Here is a 20,451-nt window from a genome sequence, read left to right as displayed (position 1 = left end):
GTGTCGATCTGATGAATAGCCATACTGAAAAAACAGGCGCGCACTCCGAAATTTATGCACTCAAGAACGTCAGTCGCGGGTTCGGCAAGGGCAAGGACGAGTTGCAGGTGCTCAGCGATGTCGATCTGACCCTGCGCGAGGGCGAAATCGTCGGCATGCTGGGCCGCTCCGGGTCCGGCAAGTCGACGCTGCTACGGATCATTGCCGGTCTTATCCTGCCCTCCTCAGGCGAGGTCCGCTATAACGGTTCGTTGTTGACCGGCCCGGCCGAAGGCGTGGCCATGGTCTTCCAGACCTTTGCCCTGTTTCCCTGGCTGACGGTTCTGGAAAACGTAGAAGCCGGTCTTCAGGCGTTGCAGGTGGAACCCAAGGCCGCGCGCAAGCGTGCACTGGCAGCGATCGACCTGATCGGCCTCGACGGATTCGAAAACGCTTACCCGCGGGAATTGTCAGGTGGCATGCGCCAGCGGGTGGGCTTTGCCCGGGCGCTGGTGGTCAATCCGACCTTGCTGCTGATGGACGAACCATTCTCGGCGCTGGATGTGCTGACGGCAGAAACCCTGAGAACCGATTTGCTGGACCTGTGGAGCGGTGGCCAGTTGCCGATCAAGTCCATCCTGATCGTGACCCACAACATCGAAGAGGCGGTGTTGATGTGCGACCGCGTACTGGTCCTGTCGTCGAACCCCGGCCGGGTCGTGGCACAAATCAATGTGCCGTTCGCCCACCCGCGCAACCGTCTGGACCCGGCCTTTCGCAAAATGGTCGATGACATCTATGCCTTGATGACCAACCGACGCAGTGCCGATGCCAAAACCGGCAAGGCCGAACTGCAATTGGGCAGCCCATTGCCTGAAGTGTCGACCAACCTGATGGCCGGTCTGATTTCGGCGCTGGCGGCCGAGCCGTATTATGGGCAGGACAGCCTTTCCAATGTCGCCGAGCGTCTGTTGCTGGAGGTCGATGACCTGTTTCCGGTGGCGGAGATGCTCGAGCATCTGGGGTTTGCCGAACTCAAGGGCGCCGATATCAAGCTGACCGACGCGGGCAAGCTGTTCGATGAGTACGGCACCCAGGAACGTAAAACCATTTTTGCCGACCATCTGCTCCGGTATGTGCCATTGGCCGCGCGTATTCGCCAGGTGCTGCAAGAGCGCCGCGGACATTGGGCGCCGCGTGTCCGTTTCGAGCAGGAGTTGGGAGATTCGCTCAATGACGCCGCGGTAGAAGAAACCCTGGAGAACGTGATCAGCTGGGGCCGGTACGCCGAAATATTTTCCTACGACGACAACACCGAGACCTTCAGTCTGGAAGATGTTGAAGGCAGTCTGTAACCGGCTCATTCAATGTCGGGCACGACGGTGCAACAGGTAGCTCATGGACAGACTCCAGGAAATGCAGGTATTCGTCGCCGTGGCGCAGGAGCAGGGTTTTTCTGCGGCGGCGCGGCGTCTGGGGTTGTCGGCGGCCAGCGTGACGCGGGCGGTGGCGGCGCTGGAGGCGCGTATCGGCACTCAACTGCTGACGCGAACCACGCGCAGTGTGCATCTGAGCGAGGCCGGTCAGCGTTACCTGGAAGATTGCCGACGCATACTGTCGGAGATTCAGGAAGCCGAGGCTTCAGCCGCCGGCAGTCATGCGCAACCGCGTGGGCAATTGACGATCACCGCGCCCGTGCTGTTCGGCGAGCTGTTCGTTACGCCGCTGATGGTTGGCTACCTCGAGCAGTTTCCCGATATCAGCATCAACGCGTTGCTGGTCGATCGGGTGGTGAGCATGGTCGAGGAGGGCATCGACGTTGCGGTGCGCATCGGTGAGCTGCCCGACAGCAACCAGCACGCCATTCTGGTGGGCGAGGTGCGGCGGGTTATCTGCGGTTCTCCCGATTATCTGAAGCGTCATGGCCGGCCTGTGCATCCCAATGATCTGGGCCGAGCGCGAATTGTCGCCACCTCGTCCATTGGGCAGCAGAGGAACTGGCCCTTTATGGCGGCCGGGGAGTCGTTGAGCGTTCGCCCTGAACCGCGTCTGGTGGTGACAGCGAATCAGGCAGCAATCACCGCCGCCTCTCTGGGTCTGGGATTGACCCGGGTTTTGTCCTACCAGGTGGCGAGCAAGGTTGCCGCCGGTGAGCTGGAAATCGTCCTGCAAGACTTCGAACTACCTCCATTGCCCATTCACGTGGTGTATCAGGGCGGGCGCAAGGCGCCGGCGCGGGTACGCAGCTTTGTGGACTATGCGGTGAAGGGATTGCGTGAACATCCGGCATTGCGCACCTGAGGCGTTATTGCACCGGGTGAAATGATCGATTGTGTTTTCTGGTTATTCTGTTGTTTTGGTAGCAGATGGAAGATAGCGCCACTCAGCGCGATTCTCTCCTGAACCGCGCAATCCACCTGCGGAGTCGACCATGCACGCCATCAAACTCTACAACTTCCCACGTTCCGGCCACGCCCACCGTGTGGAGTTGATGCTGTCGTTGCTTGAGCTGCCAACTGAACTGATCTTCGTCGATCTGGCAAAAGGCGCGCATAAACAGCCAGACTTTCTTGCACTCAATGCCTTTGGTCAGGTCCCGGTGATCGATGACCAAGGTGTGGTGCTGGCCGATTCCAACGCGATTCTGGTGTACCTAGCGCAGAAATACGGCAAGGGCCGCTGGCTGCCCACCGACCCGGTCGGTGCAGCCAGGGTTCAGCGCTGGTTGTCGATAGCGGCTGGTCCGATTGCCTTCGGCCCGGCCATTGCGCGACTGATCACGGTGTTTGGTGCGCCTTACAACGCCGAAGAAGTGATCGTTCGTTCACACAACCTGCTCAAGGTGATTGATCAAGAACTGAGCAAATCCACCTACCTTGCTGGTGATGAGCCGACCATCGCCGATGTTGCCGCCTACAGCTACATCGCCCATGCGCCGGAAGGCAACGTGTCGCTGACCGACTATGCCAACGTGCGGGCCTGGCTGGCGCGGATCGAGGCCTTGCCCGGTTTTGTCGGCATGCCACGCACGGTGGCCGGTTTACAAACCGCCTGAAGCGCTTACGGCCCCGCATTGCCGGGCCGTTCACACTGCGCCGATGCGCAGAGGAGGACCGCGATGGAGCTTTCACCTTGGCATGCCGGCGAGAAACAATTGCAGGCTCATGCAGGGGTTGCCGAGCGTATGGAAGCGCACGGGCGCAAGGTGATCCGCAGTGAAATGCCGGATCAGCATCGGCAGTTCTATCGTCAGTTGCCGTTCATGGTGTTCGGTGCCGTGGACGCCGACGGTAACCCTTGGGCGAGCATCCTCGAAGGCCAACCGGGTTTTGCCCATTCCCCCGAACCTGCGCGCTTGCTACTGGACAGCCTGCCCACGCTGGACGACCCGGCGCAATTACACGCCGGGGCAGCGATTGGCTTGCTGGGGATCGAGTTGCACACAAGGCGGCGTAACCGGATCAACGGCCGGGTCAGCACGATTGGCGCGCAAGGCTTGAGCGTCTCGGTCGATCAGTCTTTCGGTAATTGCCCGCAGTACATTCAATTGCGGCAGTTCGAATCGGTGCCGTTGGCCGATCCATTGACGCGCATTGCACAGCGTCTGAATTCGCTGGATGCCGCGGCCACGGCGATGATTCGGGGTGCCGACACCTTCTTTGTCGCCAGTTACGTGGATGTGGATAACTCGCGCTCAGTGGATGTTTCCCACCGTGGTGGCCAGGCGGGCTTCGTTCAGGTCGAGGGCGACTGCCTGACCATTCCTGATTTTGCCGGCAATCTGCATTTCAATACCTTGGGCAATCTGTTGCTCAATCCGCGCGCCGGGTTGCTGTTTATCGATTTCACCACGGGCGATCTGCTGCAGGTCAGCGGTCGTACCGAAATCATCCTCGATGGCCCACAAGTAGAAGCCTTTCAAGGCGCCGAACGGCTGTGGAAGCTGCACGTGCAGCACATGGTGCGACGGCCGGCAGCGTTGGCGTTGCGCTGGCGCTTCGATGGGGTTTCACCCAACAGTTTGATGACCGGCACCTGGGAGCAGGCTGCCGCCAGGTTGCAGGCCGCGGCATTGGGTGATCGTTGGCGGCCCTTGCGGGTCAGCCGGATCGAGCGGGAAAGCCAGAACATTCGCTCGATCTATCTGGAACCGGCTGACGGCGCCGGGTTACCGCTGTTCCAGGCCGGGCAGCACTTGCCGGTGCGTTTCACCCTCGATGGCCAGGTGCACATCCGCACATACAGCCTGTCGAGTGCACCGTCCGATGAGTTTTTCCGCATCAGCGTGAAACGTGAAGGGTTGGTGTCGTCACATTTGCACGAACAGATTCGGGTCGGTGACCTGATTGAAGCCCGTGCGCCGCAAGGGCATTTCATGCTGGCCGCCAATGAACGCCGGCCACTGGTGTTGTTGGCGGCCGGGGTCGGCATCACGCCGTTGTTGTCGATGCTGCGTGAAGTGGTTTACCAGGGCCAGCGCACCCGGCGTACACGGCCGACTTGGTTGTTCCAGAGTTCGCGCAGCCTGGCTGATCAGCCATTTCGCGCTGAACTTGATCGCTTGCTGGGCGGTGCGGATGACGCGGTGCGGGTATTACGTCTGCTCAGCCAGCCGGAACACGAAGCCCTGGAAGGCGAGGATTTTGACCTGACCGGGCGCATCGACCTCGCGCTGCTTAAAACCATCCTGTTGGTGGAAGACTACGATCAGCTGGATTTTGTCCTGTGTGGCCCGAGCAGTTTCACTCAAGGGCTGTACGACGGTTTACGTGGGTTGGACATTCGTGATGAGCGGATTCACGCCGAAACCTTTGGTCCGTCGACGTTACGTCGGCAGCCGGATCCAGAGGCGGTAGTCATCGATCAGCCTCCAGTGGCCACCACCTCGGTCGCGGTGGTGTTCCAGCGCTCGGCCATCGATGCGCGCTGGCAGCCGGACGGCGGTAGTTTGCTGGAGTTGGCGGAAAGCCAGGGTTTGCGGCCAGAGTTCAGTTGCCGTGGCGGATCTTGTGGCACCTGCAAGACGCGTTTGATCAGCGGTCAGGTGAGTTATCCACAACCCCCGGCGGAATTGCCTGGTGCGGGGGAAGTGCTGATTTGCTGTGCGGTTCCGGCTCAGAGCCAACAACCGCTGGTGCTGGATGTGTAATCAATGTGGGAGCGGGCTTGCTCGCGAAAGCGATTGATCATTCAACATTGATGTCGACTGACTCACCGCTTTCGCGAGCAAGCCCGCTCCCACCAAAGGCGGTTACGCGTAGGACAGCGATTTTTCTTCCAGCAGTTCCTGATATAACTTGGCCCACTTGCGACCCATTTCGTCCGCGGTAAACAGCTGCCGGTAACGCGCTTCAGCCTTCACGCCCATTTCCGCTGCCCGAACAGGGTTTTCCCACAGCGAGCGCATGGCTTCGCGAAACGCCTGTGGATTACTCGGAGGCACCACCAGCCCGGTTTCACCATGAATATTGATGTAACTGGTGCCGGTGCCGATTTCGCTGGAGATCATCGGCTTGCCGTACATCGCCCCTTCGAGCAGGGAGATGCCAAACGCTTCAGAGCGCAGGTGTGACGGAAACACAATCGCGTAGCTCAGTTGCAGCAGCGCGACTTTGTCTTCGTCGTCCAGGCGTCCGAGGAAATGCAGGTTGCGCAGACCCAGCGTTGCGGCCTGGGCGTGCAGCTCATTCTCCAGTGGCCCGGCACCGACGATCACCACCGGATAATCGACGTCTTTGAGCGCATCGAGCAGGATGTGCAGGCCTTTGTAATAACGCATCACGCCCACAAATAGAAAAAATCGCTCACCCAGGCGCTCGCGCCAACGGGCCATACGTTCGGTGTCAGGTTTTGGATAGCCGGACTTGTTCAGGCCATAGGGAATGACCCGGGTTTTTTCCGGAAAACCCTGTAGAACGTCGCTCGTGTGAAGATAGTTCGGTGAGGCCGCGACAATCCGGTCGGCGCTGGCGAGAAAACGGTTCATCAGCGGCCGGTAGAGTTTGAGCAGGTGTTCCTGACGAATAATGTCGGAGTGATACGTCACTACGCAGGGTTTGTTCATGCCGCTGAAGAAATGCACCAGGTCCATGAACGGCCACGGAAAGTGGTAATTGATCACATCGGCTTCTGCGGCCAATTCCCGAAACTGTTTGAAGACGCTGTAGGAAAAACCGGTGGACGCGAATTGCACATCGAGTTTTGCTCGATGAACTTCATGCTCCCCCAGTTGGATGACTGCTGGGCTCGGGTGAGCGCTTAGCGTCAGAACCTGGCTTTCGATGCCGTGCTGGACGCCACTCTCACACAACTGAAAGATCACTTGTTCGATACCACCGACTGAATCTGGCAGATACGTTTTGAAAAAGTGAAGTACGCGCATTCAACCTCCCAAAGCCTGACGGTAGGCACGGGCTGTAATCGCCGCGCAACGCTCCCAGGAATAAAGCTTCGCTTGTTGCAATCCTGCTTCTTGGCATACCTGCCAATGCGCTTGATCGTCGGCTAAACGGGTCATGGCCTCGCATAAACCGTGTACATCGTCAGGCTCGATATAATTGCCCGCGGTTCCCGCGACTTCGGGCATGGCCGAGCGTCGGGTCAAGACGACGGGGGTGCCGCTGGCCATGGCCTCCAGAACCGGAAGACCGAAACCTTCATAAATTGACGGAAAAATCAGCGCTCGGGCACCGGCCAGCAATTCTGCGACCTGTTCATCAGGCAGGTACCCAAGCAGGCGGACATGACCGCTTGCCAGCGCCGTGTGTAATTCATCTGCAAGCTGCTCACCTTTCCACCCGGCCATTCCCACCACCAGTAAAGGAAAGTGCTGACGCAGTGCTTCAGGCAGCTCGGCGTGAGCACGCAGTGCCAGCGACAGGTTCTTGCGCGGCTCCAGAGTACCGACACACAGGAAGTACCCTTGTGGCTGCACGCGATGAGGTTGCAGCGACTGCTGCAAGGACTCGTTCGAACGTGGATGAAAACGCGCTGCGGCCCCCAGTGGGGCAACCATGAAGCGCTCAGGTCCTAGGCCGAAATAGCGTTGAGCCTCGTCGGCGACAAACTGCGAGTCGGTCAGGATCAGGCGCGCCTGTTGCACGCCCTGGCCCAGCCGCCGCTCAATCTCCCGCAACCGTGCTGCTGGCTGGGTCGACGGGTAGTGCAGATGGGTCAGGTCGTGCAGGGTAATGACAGTCGGGCCCTTGAATGCCAGGGGCCACAGACTCGGTTCGTGGTAGAGGTCGATGGGCGCAGAGCGCCCTCGGTCGAAGCGCCGTTGTTCCAGCCAGCGACGCGCCTGATAGGCACCGGGAATCTGCCGCAGCAACGGGGTCAGCCGTGAGTAGCCGGGCATCTCTGCCACCGGTAGAGACGAACTCCAGCCCCAACCGTGAAACAGCGACAGTTCCAGGTCCGGTTCATGAGTCAAGGCGTTGACCAGTTCGGCCAGGTAATGGCCGATACCGGTCCGGGGTGCCTGGAGAATTCGCGCGTTAAGGGCAATCTGCATGCTGCCTCTCAACGGTCACCGGGGACTGCTTCAGGTTGCGCAGAACTCGCTCAACCAATTGCTCACTGGCCTCGCGCCAACCGAGCCAGCGCCATTCACTCACCTTGCGCGCGGCCGGGAAGGTCCCGGTGTTTTCCATGTGGGTGACCAGATCGGCCAGGCTTTGCGGGGACGCGAGATCGAAATAGGCCATGAACTCACCGCCAATCTCGCGGAACACCGGAATGTCGCTGCCCATCGCCGGCAAGCCGCGCTGCATCGCTTCCACCAGTGGCAGGCCGAAACCTTCGACGTAGGAAGGGAATACCAGTGCACTGGCGTGGGAGTACGCATGTTCGAGGCTGGTGTCGCTCAGGTCGTTAAACATGAACAGCCGCTGGTTCAGCTCCGGATGTTCGCGCACGCGGGTGAGCAGGGCATCGCACTTCCAGCCGATTCTGCCGGCAATGCACAGTCGGGCTTTGGAGCCCGCTGCCCAGGCAAGCTCGAAGGCGTCCAGCAAATAGTCGTGGTTCTTGCGCGGCTCGATGGTGCTGACCATCAGGAACACCGGATCCGACGTTGTAAACAACCGGGTCAGGCGCGGCTGCACGGCGGCGGTGGCTTCGCTCAGGTCCAGTTCGGAGCCGAGATGGAAATGGTCGAACCACAACGTCTCGGCTTTGGCCGGGCCGACCCGGCGATGCAATTCCTCGCACACCTGGTCGCGCACTGTGGCAGAAATCGTCACGTAACCGTCGGCGGTTTGGCTGATCCAGTCGAACCACTGGTTAAAAATCTGCACCAGCCGAGTGTCGTAGAACTGCGGATGGGTCACGGGAATCAGATCATAGATCACCGAAACGATACCCACGCCGTCGCGTTTGAGCTGCTCGGCGAACGGGAAGAAATCCGTGTGCCAGGATGAGTCCAGCAATACCAGTTGATCTCCCGGCTGATGCTGCAGCGGCGAGCAACGCTTGGGCAGTTGATACTGGTTGACCTGATCAATCAGGCGCAACGGAACGCTGAAGCCCGCCAGTGCCGTGAGGCGGTAAGCCACATACAGCGCTCGCCGGGTCCATCGCGAAGTGCAATGTTTGTCGAGACGCTGGTGCAGTTGGTGGTAGTGGTGCGCCAGGCGCTCCAGCCGCCCGCCGAACGCCACCAACCCGTTGAAAAACGGATTCTCCAAAGGGCCCAGCTTCAGCACTCGGTAGAGCTTGCCCTTGAACATCGCCACGGGAATGCATTGCACGCCGTCCACGGTTTCCGGCAGCTGATTGATGACGTTGCGCACCACCCGCTGAATGCCAGAATTGACCTTGGGGTGCTGGAACACATGGGTGCATTCCACCAGCAGGCGAGTCATGGCGCAGTCTCCGAAACGGTCTGTGTGGTGGTGCGTGTGATGCTGGTTTTCGCGCCCAGCCACGAGCAGCCGACGAAGTCTTCATGCCGGTTATTGATGACGTGGAACACCAGGCCGTAGTCGCGCCATTCGAAATTGCGGTCCAGGTGCGAGTCCAGTCGAGACAAGCTTAGGGCCACCGAATAGTTGCCCTTGCCCAGGCCCATGACGAAGGCGAAGCGATAGGTGACCCGCTCAGAGGCCTGGAGGTCGGTCAGCGCCTGATCCTGGCGATGGGTGTTGATCCCGTACATGGCCTGGCCCAGGCGATCCTTGATCATGAAGCCCAATACCAACCGCTCGATATCCTGGCGGACTTCGACCTGCACCTCCAGCACCACGGGTTGACCGACTTCGGCGGCGTCGATGGCGCGTCCGCGCTCATCCAGCAAACGCACGCTGAGGATACCGGCTTCGCCGGTGCCGGAAACGGTTTGCACTTGCCCGCCGGCGAGTATTTCCTGACGCACGGTCTGGCCTTCCCGTTCGGCGAGCAAGGCGTTGTAGTAATCCATGACCGCTTCGGGCTTGCCGTGCATGGCCATGCGACCGTTTTCCAGGAGGATCGCTGAATCGCAGATCGACTGGATGGCCGAACGGTCGTGGGACACGATCAGCAGCGTGGTACCGGCTTTGCGAAAACTGCGGATTCGCTCGAAGCTCTTGTGCTGGAAGTAGGCGTCGCCCACCGACAGGGCTTCGTCGACGATCAGGATGTCCGGGCGCCGGGCGGTAGCCACGCTGAAGGCCAGACGCATCTGCATGCCGCTTGAATAGGTGCGCACGGGGTGATCTATGGCTTCGCCGATTTCCGCGAAACGTTCGATCTCGGGCATCAGGGCTTCGATGTCTTCGATCGACATGCCCAACAGTTGCCCGGCCATGACCGCGTTCTGCCGGCCGGTAAAATCCGCATGAAACCCCATGCCCAGTTCCAGCAGCGCGGCCACCCGGCCTTCGAGCTGAATCTGTCCACAGGTCGGCTGGGTGGTACCGGTGATCATCTTCAGCAAGGTACTTTTGCCGGCGCCGTTTACCCCGACGATGCCCACCGCGTCTCCGGGGGCAATCTCGAATTCCACACCTTGCAGCACCCAGTGCTGGCGATGGCGGATCGGTGAAAACGGGATCAGCCATTCGGCCAGTCGGCTCCAGCGGGTGGGGTACTGCTTGTAAGCCTTGCCCAGGCCCGTAACGCGTATGTGTCCCATCAGAGTTCATCCACCATTTCGCCGACCCGCTGGCGAAACAGTCGTAGCCCTATAACGCAGAACAACACACCGAGCACCAAGATCGGCAGCAGGGAGCTCCAGACCGGCCATTGACCGTAGAGGAACAGATTCTGATAACTGCCGATCAGGTTGGTCAGCGGGTTGAGTTGCAGCAGGCGCTGGACCCACTCGGGCAGGATAGTCATCGGGTACACAATCGGCGTCAGCCAGAACCAGAATTGCAGGCAGATGCCAAAGAACTGCCCGACATCGCGAAAGAACACATTCAACACACCAAGAATCATCCCCAGCCCGGCGCAGAAGATCACCTGCAAGGCCAAAAGCGGCAGTAGCGCCAGCAAGGCCATGCCCGGCAGTCGCCCGGTGATCAGTAGAAAGCCCAGGAACAGTCCGATGATGATCGCGAAGTTGATGCCTGCATTGAGCAGCACGATCACCGGTAAACAGATTCTCGGGAAACTGATTTTCTTCAGCAGATTGGCGTTTTCCAGAAACATGTTCTGGCTGCGCAAGGTGATCTCCGAAAATAGTCCCCAGGTCAGTAATCCGGCGCAGAGGTAGACACTGTAGGCCATACCGTCATCCACCCCCGGCAAGCGGGCGCGCATGATCTGGGAAAAGACCACTGTGTAGACGACGATCATCGACAGCGGGTTGAGTACGGTCCACAGGGCACCGAACAGCGAGTTGCGATACCGCAACTGAAACTCTCGCTTGACGCTACCAAGGATGAACCCCCGATAGCTCCACAGCGAGCGATGCAAATTGAACAACATTCAGACCGTCCTGCCGTATTGATCTTCGAAGCGGACGATATCGTCTTCTCCCAGATACTCACCGCTTTGAACTTCAATGATGACCAGATCGATCACTCCCGGGTTTTCCAGGCGATGCTTGTGCCCTGCGGCAATAAAGGTGGACTCGTTTTTGGCCACAAGGTGCGACCCCGAGCCATTGTTGGTGACTTTGGCCATGCCTTCGACCACCACCCAGTGTTCGTTGCGGTGATGGTGCATTTGCAGCGACAGTTTGGCGCCGGGTTTGACCACGAGGCGTTTGATCTTGAAGCGCGGACCTTCCTCCAGCACGGTGTAAGTGCCCCAAGGCCGGCTGACGGTACGGTGCAGGCGATAGCTTTCGTGCTCTTTTTCCTTGAGCTGTTTGACCACCTTGCGCACGTCTTGCGCGCGGTCGGCGTGAGCCACCAGCACGGCGTCGGCGGTGTCGATGACGATCAGGTTATCCACACCCACAGTCGCGACCATGCGGCCATCGCTCTGGACGAAGTTGTTGTGGCTGTCGATGAACAGCGCTTCGCCGCTGGCGCGGTTGTTCTGTGCGTCGGCCGGAACCAGGGCACTGACGGCACCCCATGAACCGATGTCGCTCCAGTCGAAACCGGCAGGCACCACCACCACTTTGTCGGAATGCTCCATCAAGGCATAGTCGATGGAGATATCGGTCATCTCGGCGAAATGTGTCGCCGACAACTCCTGTTGCAGACAACCACCGGCCTCGACTGTGGCGCTGGCCGCGAGGCACGCGTCGGCCTGTTCGAGCAATTGCGGGGCGTGGTTCTGCAACTCCGCCAGCAAGGTGCCGATCGAGAAGCAGAACATGCCCGAGTTCCACAGGAAGTTACCGCTTTCCAGGTAATGCGTGGCGGTTTGCAAGTCGGGTTTTTCGACGAAGCGTGCGACCTTGGTCGCTCCTTGCTCATCCAGCTGCTCACCCCGTTCGATGTAACCGAAACCGGTCTCCGGTGCCGTCGGGATCACGCCGAAGGTCACCAGATGCCCGGCCTCGGCCAGTTTCACGGCATGCTTGACGGCGGTCTTGAACGCGCCTTCGTTCTGGATCAGGTGATCAGCCGGCATCACCACCAGAATCGCTTCGTTGCCGTGCAACGCCTGCAGCGACAGGGCGGCGGCGGCGATGGCCGGGGCGGTGTTGCGGCCCACCGGTTCCAGCACGAAGTGTCCGCGATGATGACCCAGATGGGCTTCCTGATAGTAATCTTTGCTTTGAAAGTAGTAGTCACGGTTGGTCACCGTGACGATATCACCGTGTGTGCCGAGCAGCCCGGCCGCGCGTTGATAGGTCTTGCCCAGCAGCGTCTGGCCGTCAGGCAAGGTCATGAACGGCTTGGGATGACCTTCACGTGAAACCGGCCACAGCCGGGTTCCGGCACCCCCTGAAAGAATCACGGGAATCAGCATGGCCTACTCCTTGGCGACGCGTTTCATGTCCGCATCCATCATCATGCGGATCAGGGTCTGCAAATCTGTTTTTGGCTTCCAGCCCAACAGCCGTTGGGCCTTGGCCGGATTACCCAGCAGCACGTCGACTTCGGCCGGGCGGAAAAACGCCGGGTCGATTTTCACGAAGTCACGGTAATCGAGGCCGACATGCTCGAAGGCGATCTGGCACATCTCGCGCACCGTGGTGGTGACCCCCGTGGCAACCACGAAGTCATCGGCCTTGTCCTGTTGCAGCATCAGCCACATGGCTTCGACGTAGTCGCCGGCAAAGCCCCAGTCGCGCTTGGCGTCGATGTTGCCGAGGCGCAATTCCTGTTGCTTGCCCTGTTTGATGCGGGCTGCGGCGTCGGTCACTTTGCGGGTCACGAATTCAATCCCGCGCAGCGGTGATTCGTGGTTGAACAAGATGCCGCTGCTGGCGTGCAGGTTGAAGCTTTCGCGGTAGTTCACGGTGATCCAGTGGCCATAGAGCTTGGCCACGCCGTAAGGGCTGCGTGGATAGAACGGGGTATTTTCGTCCTGTTGCTCGGCCTGGATCAGGCCAAACATTTCGCTGGTCGAGGCCTGGTAGAAACGGGTGTGTGGGCTGAATTGACGGATCGCTTCGAGCAGGTGGGTCACGCCCAGCCCGTCGACGATCCCGGTGGTCACGGGTTGATCCCAGGACGCCGCGACAAAGCTTTGCGCTGCCAGGTTATAGACTTCGTCTGGGGCCGACCTGATCACTGCGCGCTGCACCGAGCAGGCATCGGCCATGTCGCCGTCCAGGTAGACGATGTCGCCCTCGACGCCCATTTCGCGTAGACGCCAGCGCGCATCGCTGCTGCGCCGCGCCACCAGACCGTGGACTTTATAGCCCTTGTCGAGGAGCAACTTGGCCAGGTAGGCGCCGTCTTGACCGGTGATCCCAGTGATCAGTGCACTTTTTGTCATTCTTGTAGTACCCGTGACTCCCAGTCGGACAGGATCGCCCGCAAGGATTGTTGTGTTGTAAGTTCAGGCGTCCATCCTGTGGTCCGGTGCAGCTTGGCATGGCTGCCACAGACGCGACGCTGTTCTGCGCGGCGCAGGCGCGCCGGGTCTTGAATCAGTTGCATATCGACCTGGGCCAGATCCGCCAGTTGCTCGATCAGGGCGCGGATGCTTTGCTCGACCCCAGAGCAGATGTTGTAGACCTGCCCGGGCGCACCGCGTTCAAGCAATGCCAGGTAGGCGCAGATGACATCGCTGACGTCGAGAAAGTCGCGCGTCACATCGATGTCGCCCACTTCAAGTTCAGGCGCTTGCAGGCCGTGCTTGATCCGGCAGATCTGCCGGGCGGCACTGGCAATGACGAAGCTGTCCAACTGCCCGACGCCGATGTGGTTGAAGGGTCGCGCGACCAATACGGGCCAGCCTTCGGTCATGCCCCATTGCAGACACAGCATCTCAGCCGAGAGTTTGCTCACGGCATAAGGATTACGCGGGCAGGGCGGCTGGAGTTCGTCGATCGGCAAGGCGCTTTCGCTGACCTGGCCGTAGACATCACCGGAGCTGACATACACGAAGGTGCCGTTGAAGCCTCGCGCCTTGAGGGCTTGCAGCAGGTTCAGGGTACCCAGCAGGTTGACCTGAAAAGTCTTCGCCGGGTCACGAAAGGCTTCGGGGACGAAGGTTTGTCCTGCCAGGTGAATCACGGCATCAGGCAGGTGCGGCCACAGACCGCCGAGGCTCTTGGGGTCGCAAAGGTCATAACGGGATGGGACGGGCGACAATTCCCAACCCGAGTCAGAAGAGTTCAGACGGGATTGGATGTGACGTCCTACGAATCCACTTAGACCCGTAACGAACAGACGCTTTTTCAAACAGCAGCCCCCTCAATGAGCAGACTTCGTCAAACCCCAGTCTTGGCTGGTTAAATCCGGATTGCTTGCGCAGTTTTCTCGGAAATATCTGGTACGAAGGTTTTGTTTTAATTGTTTGGTCGTCAATCTGTGCCAATTGCGCGGCAATTTCAACAGGTCCTACCGTGACTGGTCAGTTCTCGTCAGCGTAGCCCGATTTATTCTCGCCGGGCGGTTCACGAATGCTCAACGGATGTGTTTAGAATGCCCCTCGTCACGATCGTTCAGGGTTCGGCCGGGTTGTTCTGAAACTCCGCGAAACTGACCACTAAAACAAGAACGTAGACGGGCAAGAAGACGATGGACGAGGACCGGCAAACACCGACTCGATCCGTAGCTTTGCCGTCATAGAGTGAGGCTGCCGGGACGGCGGTTTCATCGTGGGATGCCATGAATTTCATTCTTTACTCGGACGTCAACGACAGCTCCATCAGCCAGAGCCTCGGTCGTCCCGAATACAGTTATTACTTCGTGCTCAAGGCCTATCGCCCGGTGCTCGAAAGCCTTGGGCGGGTGCATGTGGTGTCCTCCACCGCCGAGGTCGACCCCCTCTATCGACAATTGCTTGCCGCCGGCGAAGACAGCCTGTTCCTGTCCTTCACGCCGCCGCAGAAAACCCCGAACGACCTCGAGTGCCCGACGATCTGCGTGGTGGCCTGGGAGTTCGACTCGATCCCCGATGAGCAGTGGGACAACGACCCGCGACAGGACTGGACGCAAATGCTGGCGCGCCAGGGGCGGGTCATCACGCTCTCCAGTCACACCGCCCGGGCGATCCGCCGGGCCATGGGCGAAGATTTCCCGGTGTTGGTATTGCCGACCCCGTTGTGGGAAAACTTCGCGGCCATTCGTAGCCGGCACGCCAGTATGCCGGTCAATCCGGGTTCGTCCCTGGACATCAAAGGTTGCATCCTCGATACCCGCGTTCTCGGATTGTCCGCCGACTCGCTGATTCCCGTACCGCTGACCGCCGAGCAACTGGCTGAGCTGGAGGCTTTACGGCCGCCGCCACTGACGCTGAAACGCCGCTTCGTCATTGCCCGCCATTACCTGCGCCTGTGGGCGCTGGATCTGGGCAAGGCGCAACCGGTGCCGGTCCATCGCACGCACTTCCTGAGCCAGTGGTATTGGGAGGGCATTCGCGATCTGTTATCGGACGCTGCTCATAACCGACTGGCCCACCACCTGCCGGCCATTGCCGGCCCGCAGTCGGTGGTGGTACCCGAGGCCGCGGCGATGGATTTGCCCGATACCACGGCCCAGGTCGAAACCCGGGTCGATGGCGTGATCTACGTCAGCGTGTTCAACCCCCAGGACGGTCGCAAGAACTGGCATCGACTGATCACGGCGTTTTGCTGGGCCTTCCGGGAAACCGAGGACGCCACGCTGGTGCTGAAGATTACTCAAAACGATCTGTCGTCCTACTACACCGAACTGATGACCTTACTGGCGCAGCTGTCGCCGTTCGCTTGTCGGGTGGTGGTGATGCACGGTTATCTGGACGATCCGCAATACGCCCGGCTCTACGAAGCCGCCAGCTATTACGTCAACGCTTCGCGCTGCGAGGGCCTGTGCCTGCCGTTGATGGAGTTCATGGCCAGTGGCAAACCGGTGATCGCCCCGGACCACACCGCCATGGAGGACTACATCGACGAGCGCGTGGCGTTCGTGGTCGAGTCCAGCGAAGAGCTGACCATCTGGCCTCAGGACAGTCGCATCATCTACCGCACCCTGCGTTACCGACCGGACTGGGGCTCGTTGAAAACGGCTTACGAAAACAGCTATCGAATGGCCAGGGAGCAACCGCAGGAGTATCAGCGTATGTCCCGCGCCGCCATTGACCGGATGCATGAGTACTGCGCCTTCGCCCCGGTGCAACAGCGCCTGGCGGATTTTTTCGGGCTGGCACCGCTGACTTCGCAGGCAGCGACCGTGACGGATAACGCCTTATGCTGATCATCATTCATTCGGAAACCAACCAGTACACCATTGCCCAGAACCTCGGCCGCTCGGAGTACAGCTATTACTTCGTGCTCAAGGAGTACCGTCCGGTGCTGGAGCGGTTGGGCCGGGTGGTGGAGGTCAGCGACCCGCAAACCGAAGTCGATGCCCTGTACCTCGACTGTCTGTCCCGTGGGGAAGACTGCGTGTTCCTGTCGTTCTCGCCGCCTCATCGCACACCCGTGCACTTCGCCTGTCCGACCCTCGCGGTGTTTGCCTGGGAGTTCAGCACCATTCCCAACGAGCCTTTTGCCGGAGAGCCACGCAACGACTGGCGCAACGTATTGCGAGCGTCAGGCGCTGCGATTACCCACTCCAGCTACACCGTTAATGCCGTGCGCGAGGCAATGGGCGCCGATTATCCGATCGTCGCGGTGCCGGCGCCGGTGTGGGATCGTTTTGCCGCGCGCGGTGCGCAGTTACAGCGTCAGCCGCTGGCCCGTCAGGTGCGATTGACGATCAAGGGATTGCTGGCAGACAGTCGCCAACTCGACCTGCGGGCCTTTGGTCCTGCGCATTTGCGCGCCGGCAAGGGTATCGATTTCCAGGCACCGGCTCGCGAGCACGAGCTGGTGCTTGACGGTGTGATCTACACCTCGGTGTTCAACCCAAGTGACGGGCGCAAGAACTGGGAAGACATGCTCAGTGCCTTCTGCGTGACCTTCCGCGAGGTGGAGGACGCGACGCTGGTGCTCAAACTGACCCACCACGATGCCGAAGAAGCGCTGACCGACATCCTTCATCATTTGTACAAGAATCAGTCCTACCGCTGCCGCATCGTACTGATTTACGGCTATCTCGCGGATGCGGACTACGAGCGTCTGGTGCAGGCCACCCGTTACGTGGTGAACACGTCCTACGGCGAAGGCCAGTGCCTGCCGTTGATGGAGTTCATGTCCTGCGGCAAACCGGCAGTCGCGCCACGCACCACGGCGATGATCGATTACCTGGACGCCGACAACGCATTCCTGATCGACACCACTGATGAGCTGACCGCCTGGCCCCACGATCCACGACGGGCGTTCCGCACACTGCGTTATGTCACCAACTGGGCGTCGTTGTGCAGGGCTTATCGGGCCAGCTATGACGTCGCCAAGGAAGATCCCGAGCGTTATGCGCAGATGTCCGCCCACGCGGTGGCCCGTCTGGAAACTTTCTGTAGCCAGGCAACTGCGGAGCAACGCCTCGGAGAATTCTTCGCCCGACTGTTCAAAATCCACGCGGTGTCTGCCTTGGAAACCCCCGAGGCATGATCCGTGCATTGTTGAAACGCCTGCTTCCAGCGGTGAAAGCCGAACCGTTACCGGTTGTGCCAAGCCCGATGTCACCCAGGGATGTGGGTTTACGCGACGCCGTGCTCGACGGCTGGTTTCTGGGTGACAGCGGTGAGTTGCTCAAGGGCTTCGCGATCACGGCGGATGACACCTTGCTGGACGTCGGCTGCGGTGAAGGTGTGGCGACGTTGTTTGCGGTACGTCAGGGCGCGTCGGTGATCTTCACCGACAGCGAACACGACAAGGTCCGCAGCCTCGCCAGGCAGGTGGAAGCACAGTCGGACCAGCCGAGCCTGGGGCTGGTCAGCAACAGCCTGCCGCTGCCCCTGGCCGATGGCTGTGCGAGCAAAGTCGTGTGCATGGAAGTGCTTGAGCACATTGATCAGCCCGAGCCATTCATGGCTGAGCTGGTGCGCATGGGGCGTCCTGGGGCGTTGTATCTGCTCAGCGTTCCGGCACCGGTGGGCGAGCATTTGCAGCAGGGCATCGCACCGGCCAGCTATTTCCAATCACCCAACCATGTACAGATTTTTACTCCCGAGCGCTTTTCTGCGATGGTGGAAGATGCCGGTCTGGTGATCGAGCATCGTCAGGCCAGCGGGTTTTTCTGGGTCATGGGTATGATCTTTTTCTGGGCCAGCGAGCGTGCGGCCGGGCGGGATCCGGGCGGCGCGGTGCGAGACCGGATTCAGGCACCATATCCGCCGCTGATGGAGAGCTGGGCACGGACCTGGCAAGACCTGCTGGCACAGCCCGATGGTTTGGCGATCAAGCAGATGCTCGATCATTTCATGCCCAAGAGCCAGGTGATCATCGCCCGCAAACCGGCGGATGCCGATGCAACGTCCAGGAGGACGGCATGAGCAGCAAACGGATCATGGACATCGAGTTGTTGCGTGGCATTGCGGTGCTCGGCGTGCTGTTTCACCACCTGCAAGGCAGTCTGTTCACGGACGTTGTGCCGCTGCTGCACACCATCACCGAGTATGGGCAACCCTGGTGGGGCGTCGATCTGTTTTTCGCCATCTCGGGGTTTGTCATCGCTCGCAGTCTGATTCCGGCGTTGCAAGGCTGCAGCACGCGTCAGGAATACTGGCAGCAGACGCGCAACTTCTGGCTGCGGCGAGCCTTTCGGCTGTTGCCGTCGGCGTGGCTGTGGCTGGCGCTGATGCTGCTGGCTTGTGTGTTTCTCAACCGTTCCGGGGCCTTTGGCACATTGCACGCCAACCTGCAGGCGACCCTGGCGGGGATAGCGCAGTACGCCAATTTCCGTTTTGCCGACAGCTTCTACCACTATGAATACGGCACCAGTTTCGTCTACTGGAGCCTGTCGTTGGAGGAGCAGTTCTACCTGCTGTTTCCGCTGCTGATTCTGGTCTGCCGCAAGCATCTGGTCTGGGCCTTGCTGGCGTTGGTCGCCGTGCAGCTTTTTACGCTGCGCACGCCGCTTCTGATGGTGGTCCGAACCGACGCGCTGGCCCTCGGCGTGCTGTTGGCGATGTGGAGTGCGCGCCCCGGTTATGCGCGCTGGGAACCGACGTTTTTGCGTCGGCCATGGGCCGGTGTGTCGGTGCTGCTGGCCATTGTGGTGATGCTGAGTGCGCTGGCCACTGATCGCTTCACGCTCACTGACTATCGTATCGGTGCGATTGCCGTGCTCAGCGCAGTACTGGTCTGGGTGGCGTCCTATAACCGGGATTACCTGATGCCACCTGGACTGCTGAAGAATCTGATGACCTGGATAGGCAGCCGCTCCTACGGGATTTACCTGATCCATATCCCGACCTATCTACTGGTCCGCGAGTTCATCTTTCGCTTGCAGGCGGCGGGGCTGCCCAGTCCGGCTGGCCATCCGATCCTGACGTTGCTTATCGCTTTCGGGCTGATTGTCCTGTTGAGCGAGCTCAATTATCGCTTCATCGAAATGCCCATGCGCAACCGCGGAGCCGCCCTGGTGAAACGCCTTGGCACGTCCAGAGCCGCCGTCCCATCCTCCGGAGTTACCTCATGTTGAGCCTTTTCAAGAAACTCACAGCGGGTGCGCCCGTCCCCGAACCCGTGCAGCCAGAGGCGCCCACGGCCAAGGTCGATCCGTACATGCTGGGGTTGTACGATGCGGCCCTCAGCGGCTGGTTCAATCAGCAAACCGGTGAGTTGTTCACCGGTTTCCCGGTGACCGCCGAGGACACCCTGCTGGACGTGGGCTGCGGTGACGGCGGCAACGTGCATTTCTGCGGCATGCGCGGGGCGAAGATCATCATTGCCGACATCGATGCGGCCAAGGTCGAAGCGACTCGCCAGCGCCTGAGCGACACGCCGGCGCGCGGTATCGAGTGCCACGTCACAGACTGCAGTCCGCTGCCGATTGCCGATGCAACCGCCACACGGGTGGTCTCCACCGAAGTCATCGAACACGTCGACGATCCGGCGCAGTTTCTCGCCGAACTGGTCCGCGTGGGCAAGCCCGGCGCGTTGTATTTGCTCAGCGTCCCGCATCCCAGTTCCGAAGACCTGCAAAAAGACATCGCGCGTCCCGAGTATTTCCAGAAGCCCAACCACATCCGTATCATCAGCGAAGAGCAGTTCAAGCAAATGGTCGGCGATGCCGGCCTGGAACTGATCAGCCACAGCCAATACGGCTTCTACTGGTCGATGTGGATGCTGTTGTTCTGGGAGGCCAACGTCGACTTCGCTAACCCTGATCATCCACTGCTCCATCACTGGGCCGACACTTGGCAGGCCGTGCTGGATTCGCCACGCGGGGCGCAGATCAAGCAGGCGCTGGACGCGGTTGTGGCGAAAAGTCAGGTGATCATTGCCCGCAAGCCTTTGGAGTAGGAGCTGCCGAAGGCTGCGATCTTGACGAACGCAATAGCTATAAAAATCTTTCGGCACTGCTTAATTTACCGGCCCTGGAG

General features: G+C 60.1%; 17 protein-coding genes. 9 read left to right on the top strand and 8 right to left on the bottom strand.

Annotated features, from left to right (window positions below; genetic code table 11):
• The first annotated feature begins 11 nt into the window (after positions 1-11).
• The 4 genes from AC1RKH_RS11655 to AC1RKH_RS11640 all read left to right on the top strand — a co-directional run bounded on the left by AC1RKH_RS11655 (position 12) and on the right by AC1RKH_RS11640 (position 5,128).
• Entirely contained in the window at positions 12-1,334 is a 1,323-nt protein-coding gene (locus tag AC1RKH_RS11655) for an ABC transporter ATP-binding protein (protein WP_493062775.1), read from the top strand.
• A 43-nt stretch (positions 1,335-1,377) separates the two neighbouring features.
• A complete protein-coding gene (locus AC1RKH_RS11650) occupies positions 1,378-2,280 on the top strand; it encodes a LysR family transcriptional regulator (RefSeq protein ID WP_493062774.1) in 903 nt (300 codons plus the stop codon).
• 130 nt (positions 2,281-2,410) lie between these two features.
• A complete protein-coding gene (locus AC1RKH_RS11645) occupies positions 2,411-3,034 on the top strand; it encodes a glutathione S-transferase family protein (RefSeq protein WP_493062773.1) in 624 nt (207 codons plus the stop codon).
• A gap of 63 nt (positions 3,035-3,097) precedes the next feature.
• On the top strand, positions 3,098-5,128 hold the full coding sequence (locus tag AC1RKH_RS11640; RefSeq protein ID WP_493062772.1) for a pyridoxamine 5'-phosphate oxidase family protein: 2,031 nt from the start codon (positions 3,098-3,100) through the stop codon (positions 5,126-5,128).
• Positions 5,129-5,230: 102 nt separating this feature from the next.
• Here the strand turns inward: AC1RKH_RS11640 and AC1RKH_RS11635 are convergent, their stop codons facing one another.
• The 8 genes from AC1RKH_RS11635 to AC1RKH_RS11600 are packed head-to-tail and all read right to left on the bottom strand — an operon-like array spanning position 5,231 to position 14,219.
• A complete protein-coding gene (locus AC1RKH_RS11635) occupies positions 5,231-6,361 on the bottom strand; it encodes a glycosyltransferase family 4 protein (protein WP_493062771.1) in 1,131 nt (376 codons plus the stop codon).
• Positions 6,362-7,492 (bottom strand): glycosyltransferase family 4 protein, encoded by a 1,131-nt coding sequence (locus AC1RKH_RS11630; RefSeq protein WP_493062770.1) that lies wholly within the window; start codon positions 7,490-7,492, stop codon positions 6,362-6,364.
• Positions 7,476-8,843 carry a glycosyltransferase family 4 protein gene (locus AC1RKH_RS11625; protein ID WP_493062769.1) on the bottom strand — a complete coding sequence of 456 codons (1,368 nt, stop codon included), beginning with the start codon at positions 8,841-8,843 and terminating at the stop codon, positions 7,476-7,478. The genes AC1RKH_RS11630 and AC1RKH_RS11625 overlap by 17 nt, the downstream gene beginning before the upstream one ends.
• On the bottom strand, positions 8,840-10,093 hold the full coding sequence (locus tag AC1RKH_RS11620; RefSeq protein WP_493062768.1) for an ABC transporter ATP-binding protein: 1,254 nt from the start codon (positions 10,091-10,093) through the stop codon (positions 8,840-8,842). Before AC1RKH_RS11620 ends, AC1RKH_RS11625 begins: the two co-directional genes overlap by 4 nt.
• Complete coding sequence (locus AC1RKH_RS11615) at positions 10,093-10,890, bottom strand: ABC transporter permease (RefSeq protein ID WP_493062767.1); 798 nt, start codon at positions 10,888-10,890, stop codon at positions 10,093-10,095. The genes AC1RKH_RS11620 and AC1RKH_RS11615 overlap by 1 nt, the downstream gene beginning before the upstream one ends.
• Positions 10,891-12,333 (bottom strand): mannose-1-phosphate guanylyltransferase/mannose-6-phosphate isomerase, encoded by a 1,443-nt coding sequence (locus AC1RKH_RS11610; RefSeq protein ID WP_493062766.1) that lies wholly within the window; start codon positions 12,331-12,333, stop codon positions 10,891-10,893. It abuts the gene before it with no gap.
• A gap of 3 nt (positions 12,334-12,336) precedes the next feature.
• Complete coding sequence (gmd, locus tag AC1RKH_RS11605) at positions 12,337-13,308, bottom strand: GDP-mannose 4,6-dehydratase (RefSeq protein WP_493062765.1); 972 nt, start codon at positions 13,306-13,308, stop codon at positions 12,337-12,339.
• Positions 13,305-14,219, bottom strand: a complete 915-nt coding sequence (locus AC1RKH_RS11600) for a GDP-mannose 4,6-dehydratase (protein ID WP_493062764.1) — start codon at positions 14,217-14,219, stop codon at positions 13,305-13,307. The genes gmd and AC1RKH_RS11600 overlap by 4 nt, the downstream gene beginning before the upstream one ends.
• Before the next feature lie 429 nt (positions 14,220-14,648).
• Between AC1RKH_RS11600 and AC1RKH_RS11595 the strand changes: the two genes are divergently transcribed.
• From AC1RKH_RS11595 to AC1RKH_RS11575, 5 genes are read left to right on the top strand one after another with little or no spacing between them, the layout of a single operon-like run.
• The gene (locus AC1RKH_RS11595; protein WP_493062763.1) at positions 14,649-16,214 is read left to right on the top strand and encodes a glycosyltransferase; all 1,566 of its coding nucleotides are present in this window, start codon (positions 14,649-14,651) and stop codon (positions 16,212-16,214) included.
• A complete protein-coding gene (locus AC1RKH_RS11590; RefSeq protein ID WP_493062762.1) occupies positions 16,208-17,512 on the top strand; it encodes a glycosyltransferase in 1,305 nt (434 codons plus the stop codon). The genes AC1RKH_RS11595 and AC1RKH_RS11590 overlap by 7 nt, the downstream gene beginning before the upstream one ends.
• Complete coding sequence (locus tag AC1RKH_RS11585; protein WP_493062761.1) at positions 17,509-18,396, top strand: class I SAM-dependent methyltransferase; 888 nt, start codon at positions 17,509-17,511, stop codon at positions 18,394-18,396. The genes AC1RKH_RS11590 and AC1RKH_RS11585 overlap by 4 nt, the downstream gene beginning before the upstream one ends.
• The gene (locus AC1RKH_RS11580; RefSeq protein ID WP_493062760.1) at positions 18,393-19,547 is read left to right on the top strand and encodes an acyltransferase family protein; all 1,155 of its coding nucleotides are present in this window, start codon (positions 18,393-18,395) and stop codon (positions 19,545-19,547) included. Before AC1RKH_RS11585 ends, AC1RKH_RS11580 begins: the two co-directional genes overlap by 4 nt.
• Positions 19,541-20,371 carry a class I SAM-dependent methyltransferase gene (locus AC1RKH_RS11575; protein ID WP_493062759.1) on the top strand — a complete coding sequence of 277 codons (831 nt, stop codon included), beginning with the start codon at positions 19,541-19,543 and terminating at the stop codon, positions 20,369-20,371. The genes AC1RKH_RS11580 and AC1RKH_RS11575 overlap by 7 nt, the downstream gene beginning before the upstream one ends.
• Positions 20,372-20,451: the final 80 nt, after the last annotated feature.

Source organism: Pseudomonas sp. GW822-FHT06B12, from assembly GCF_058799675.1.
Note: the sequence above shows the minus strand (reverse complement) of the source record. Positions and strands in the feature narration are given on the sequence as shown.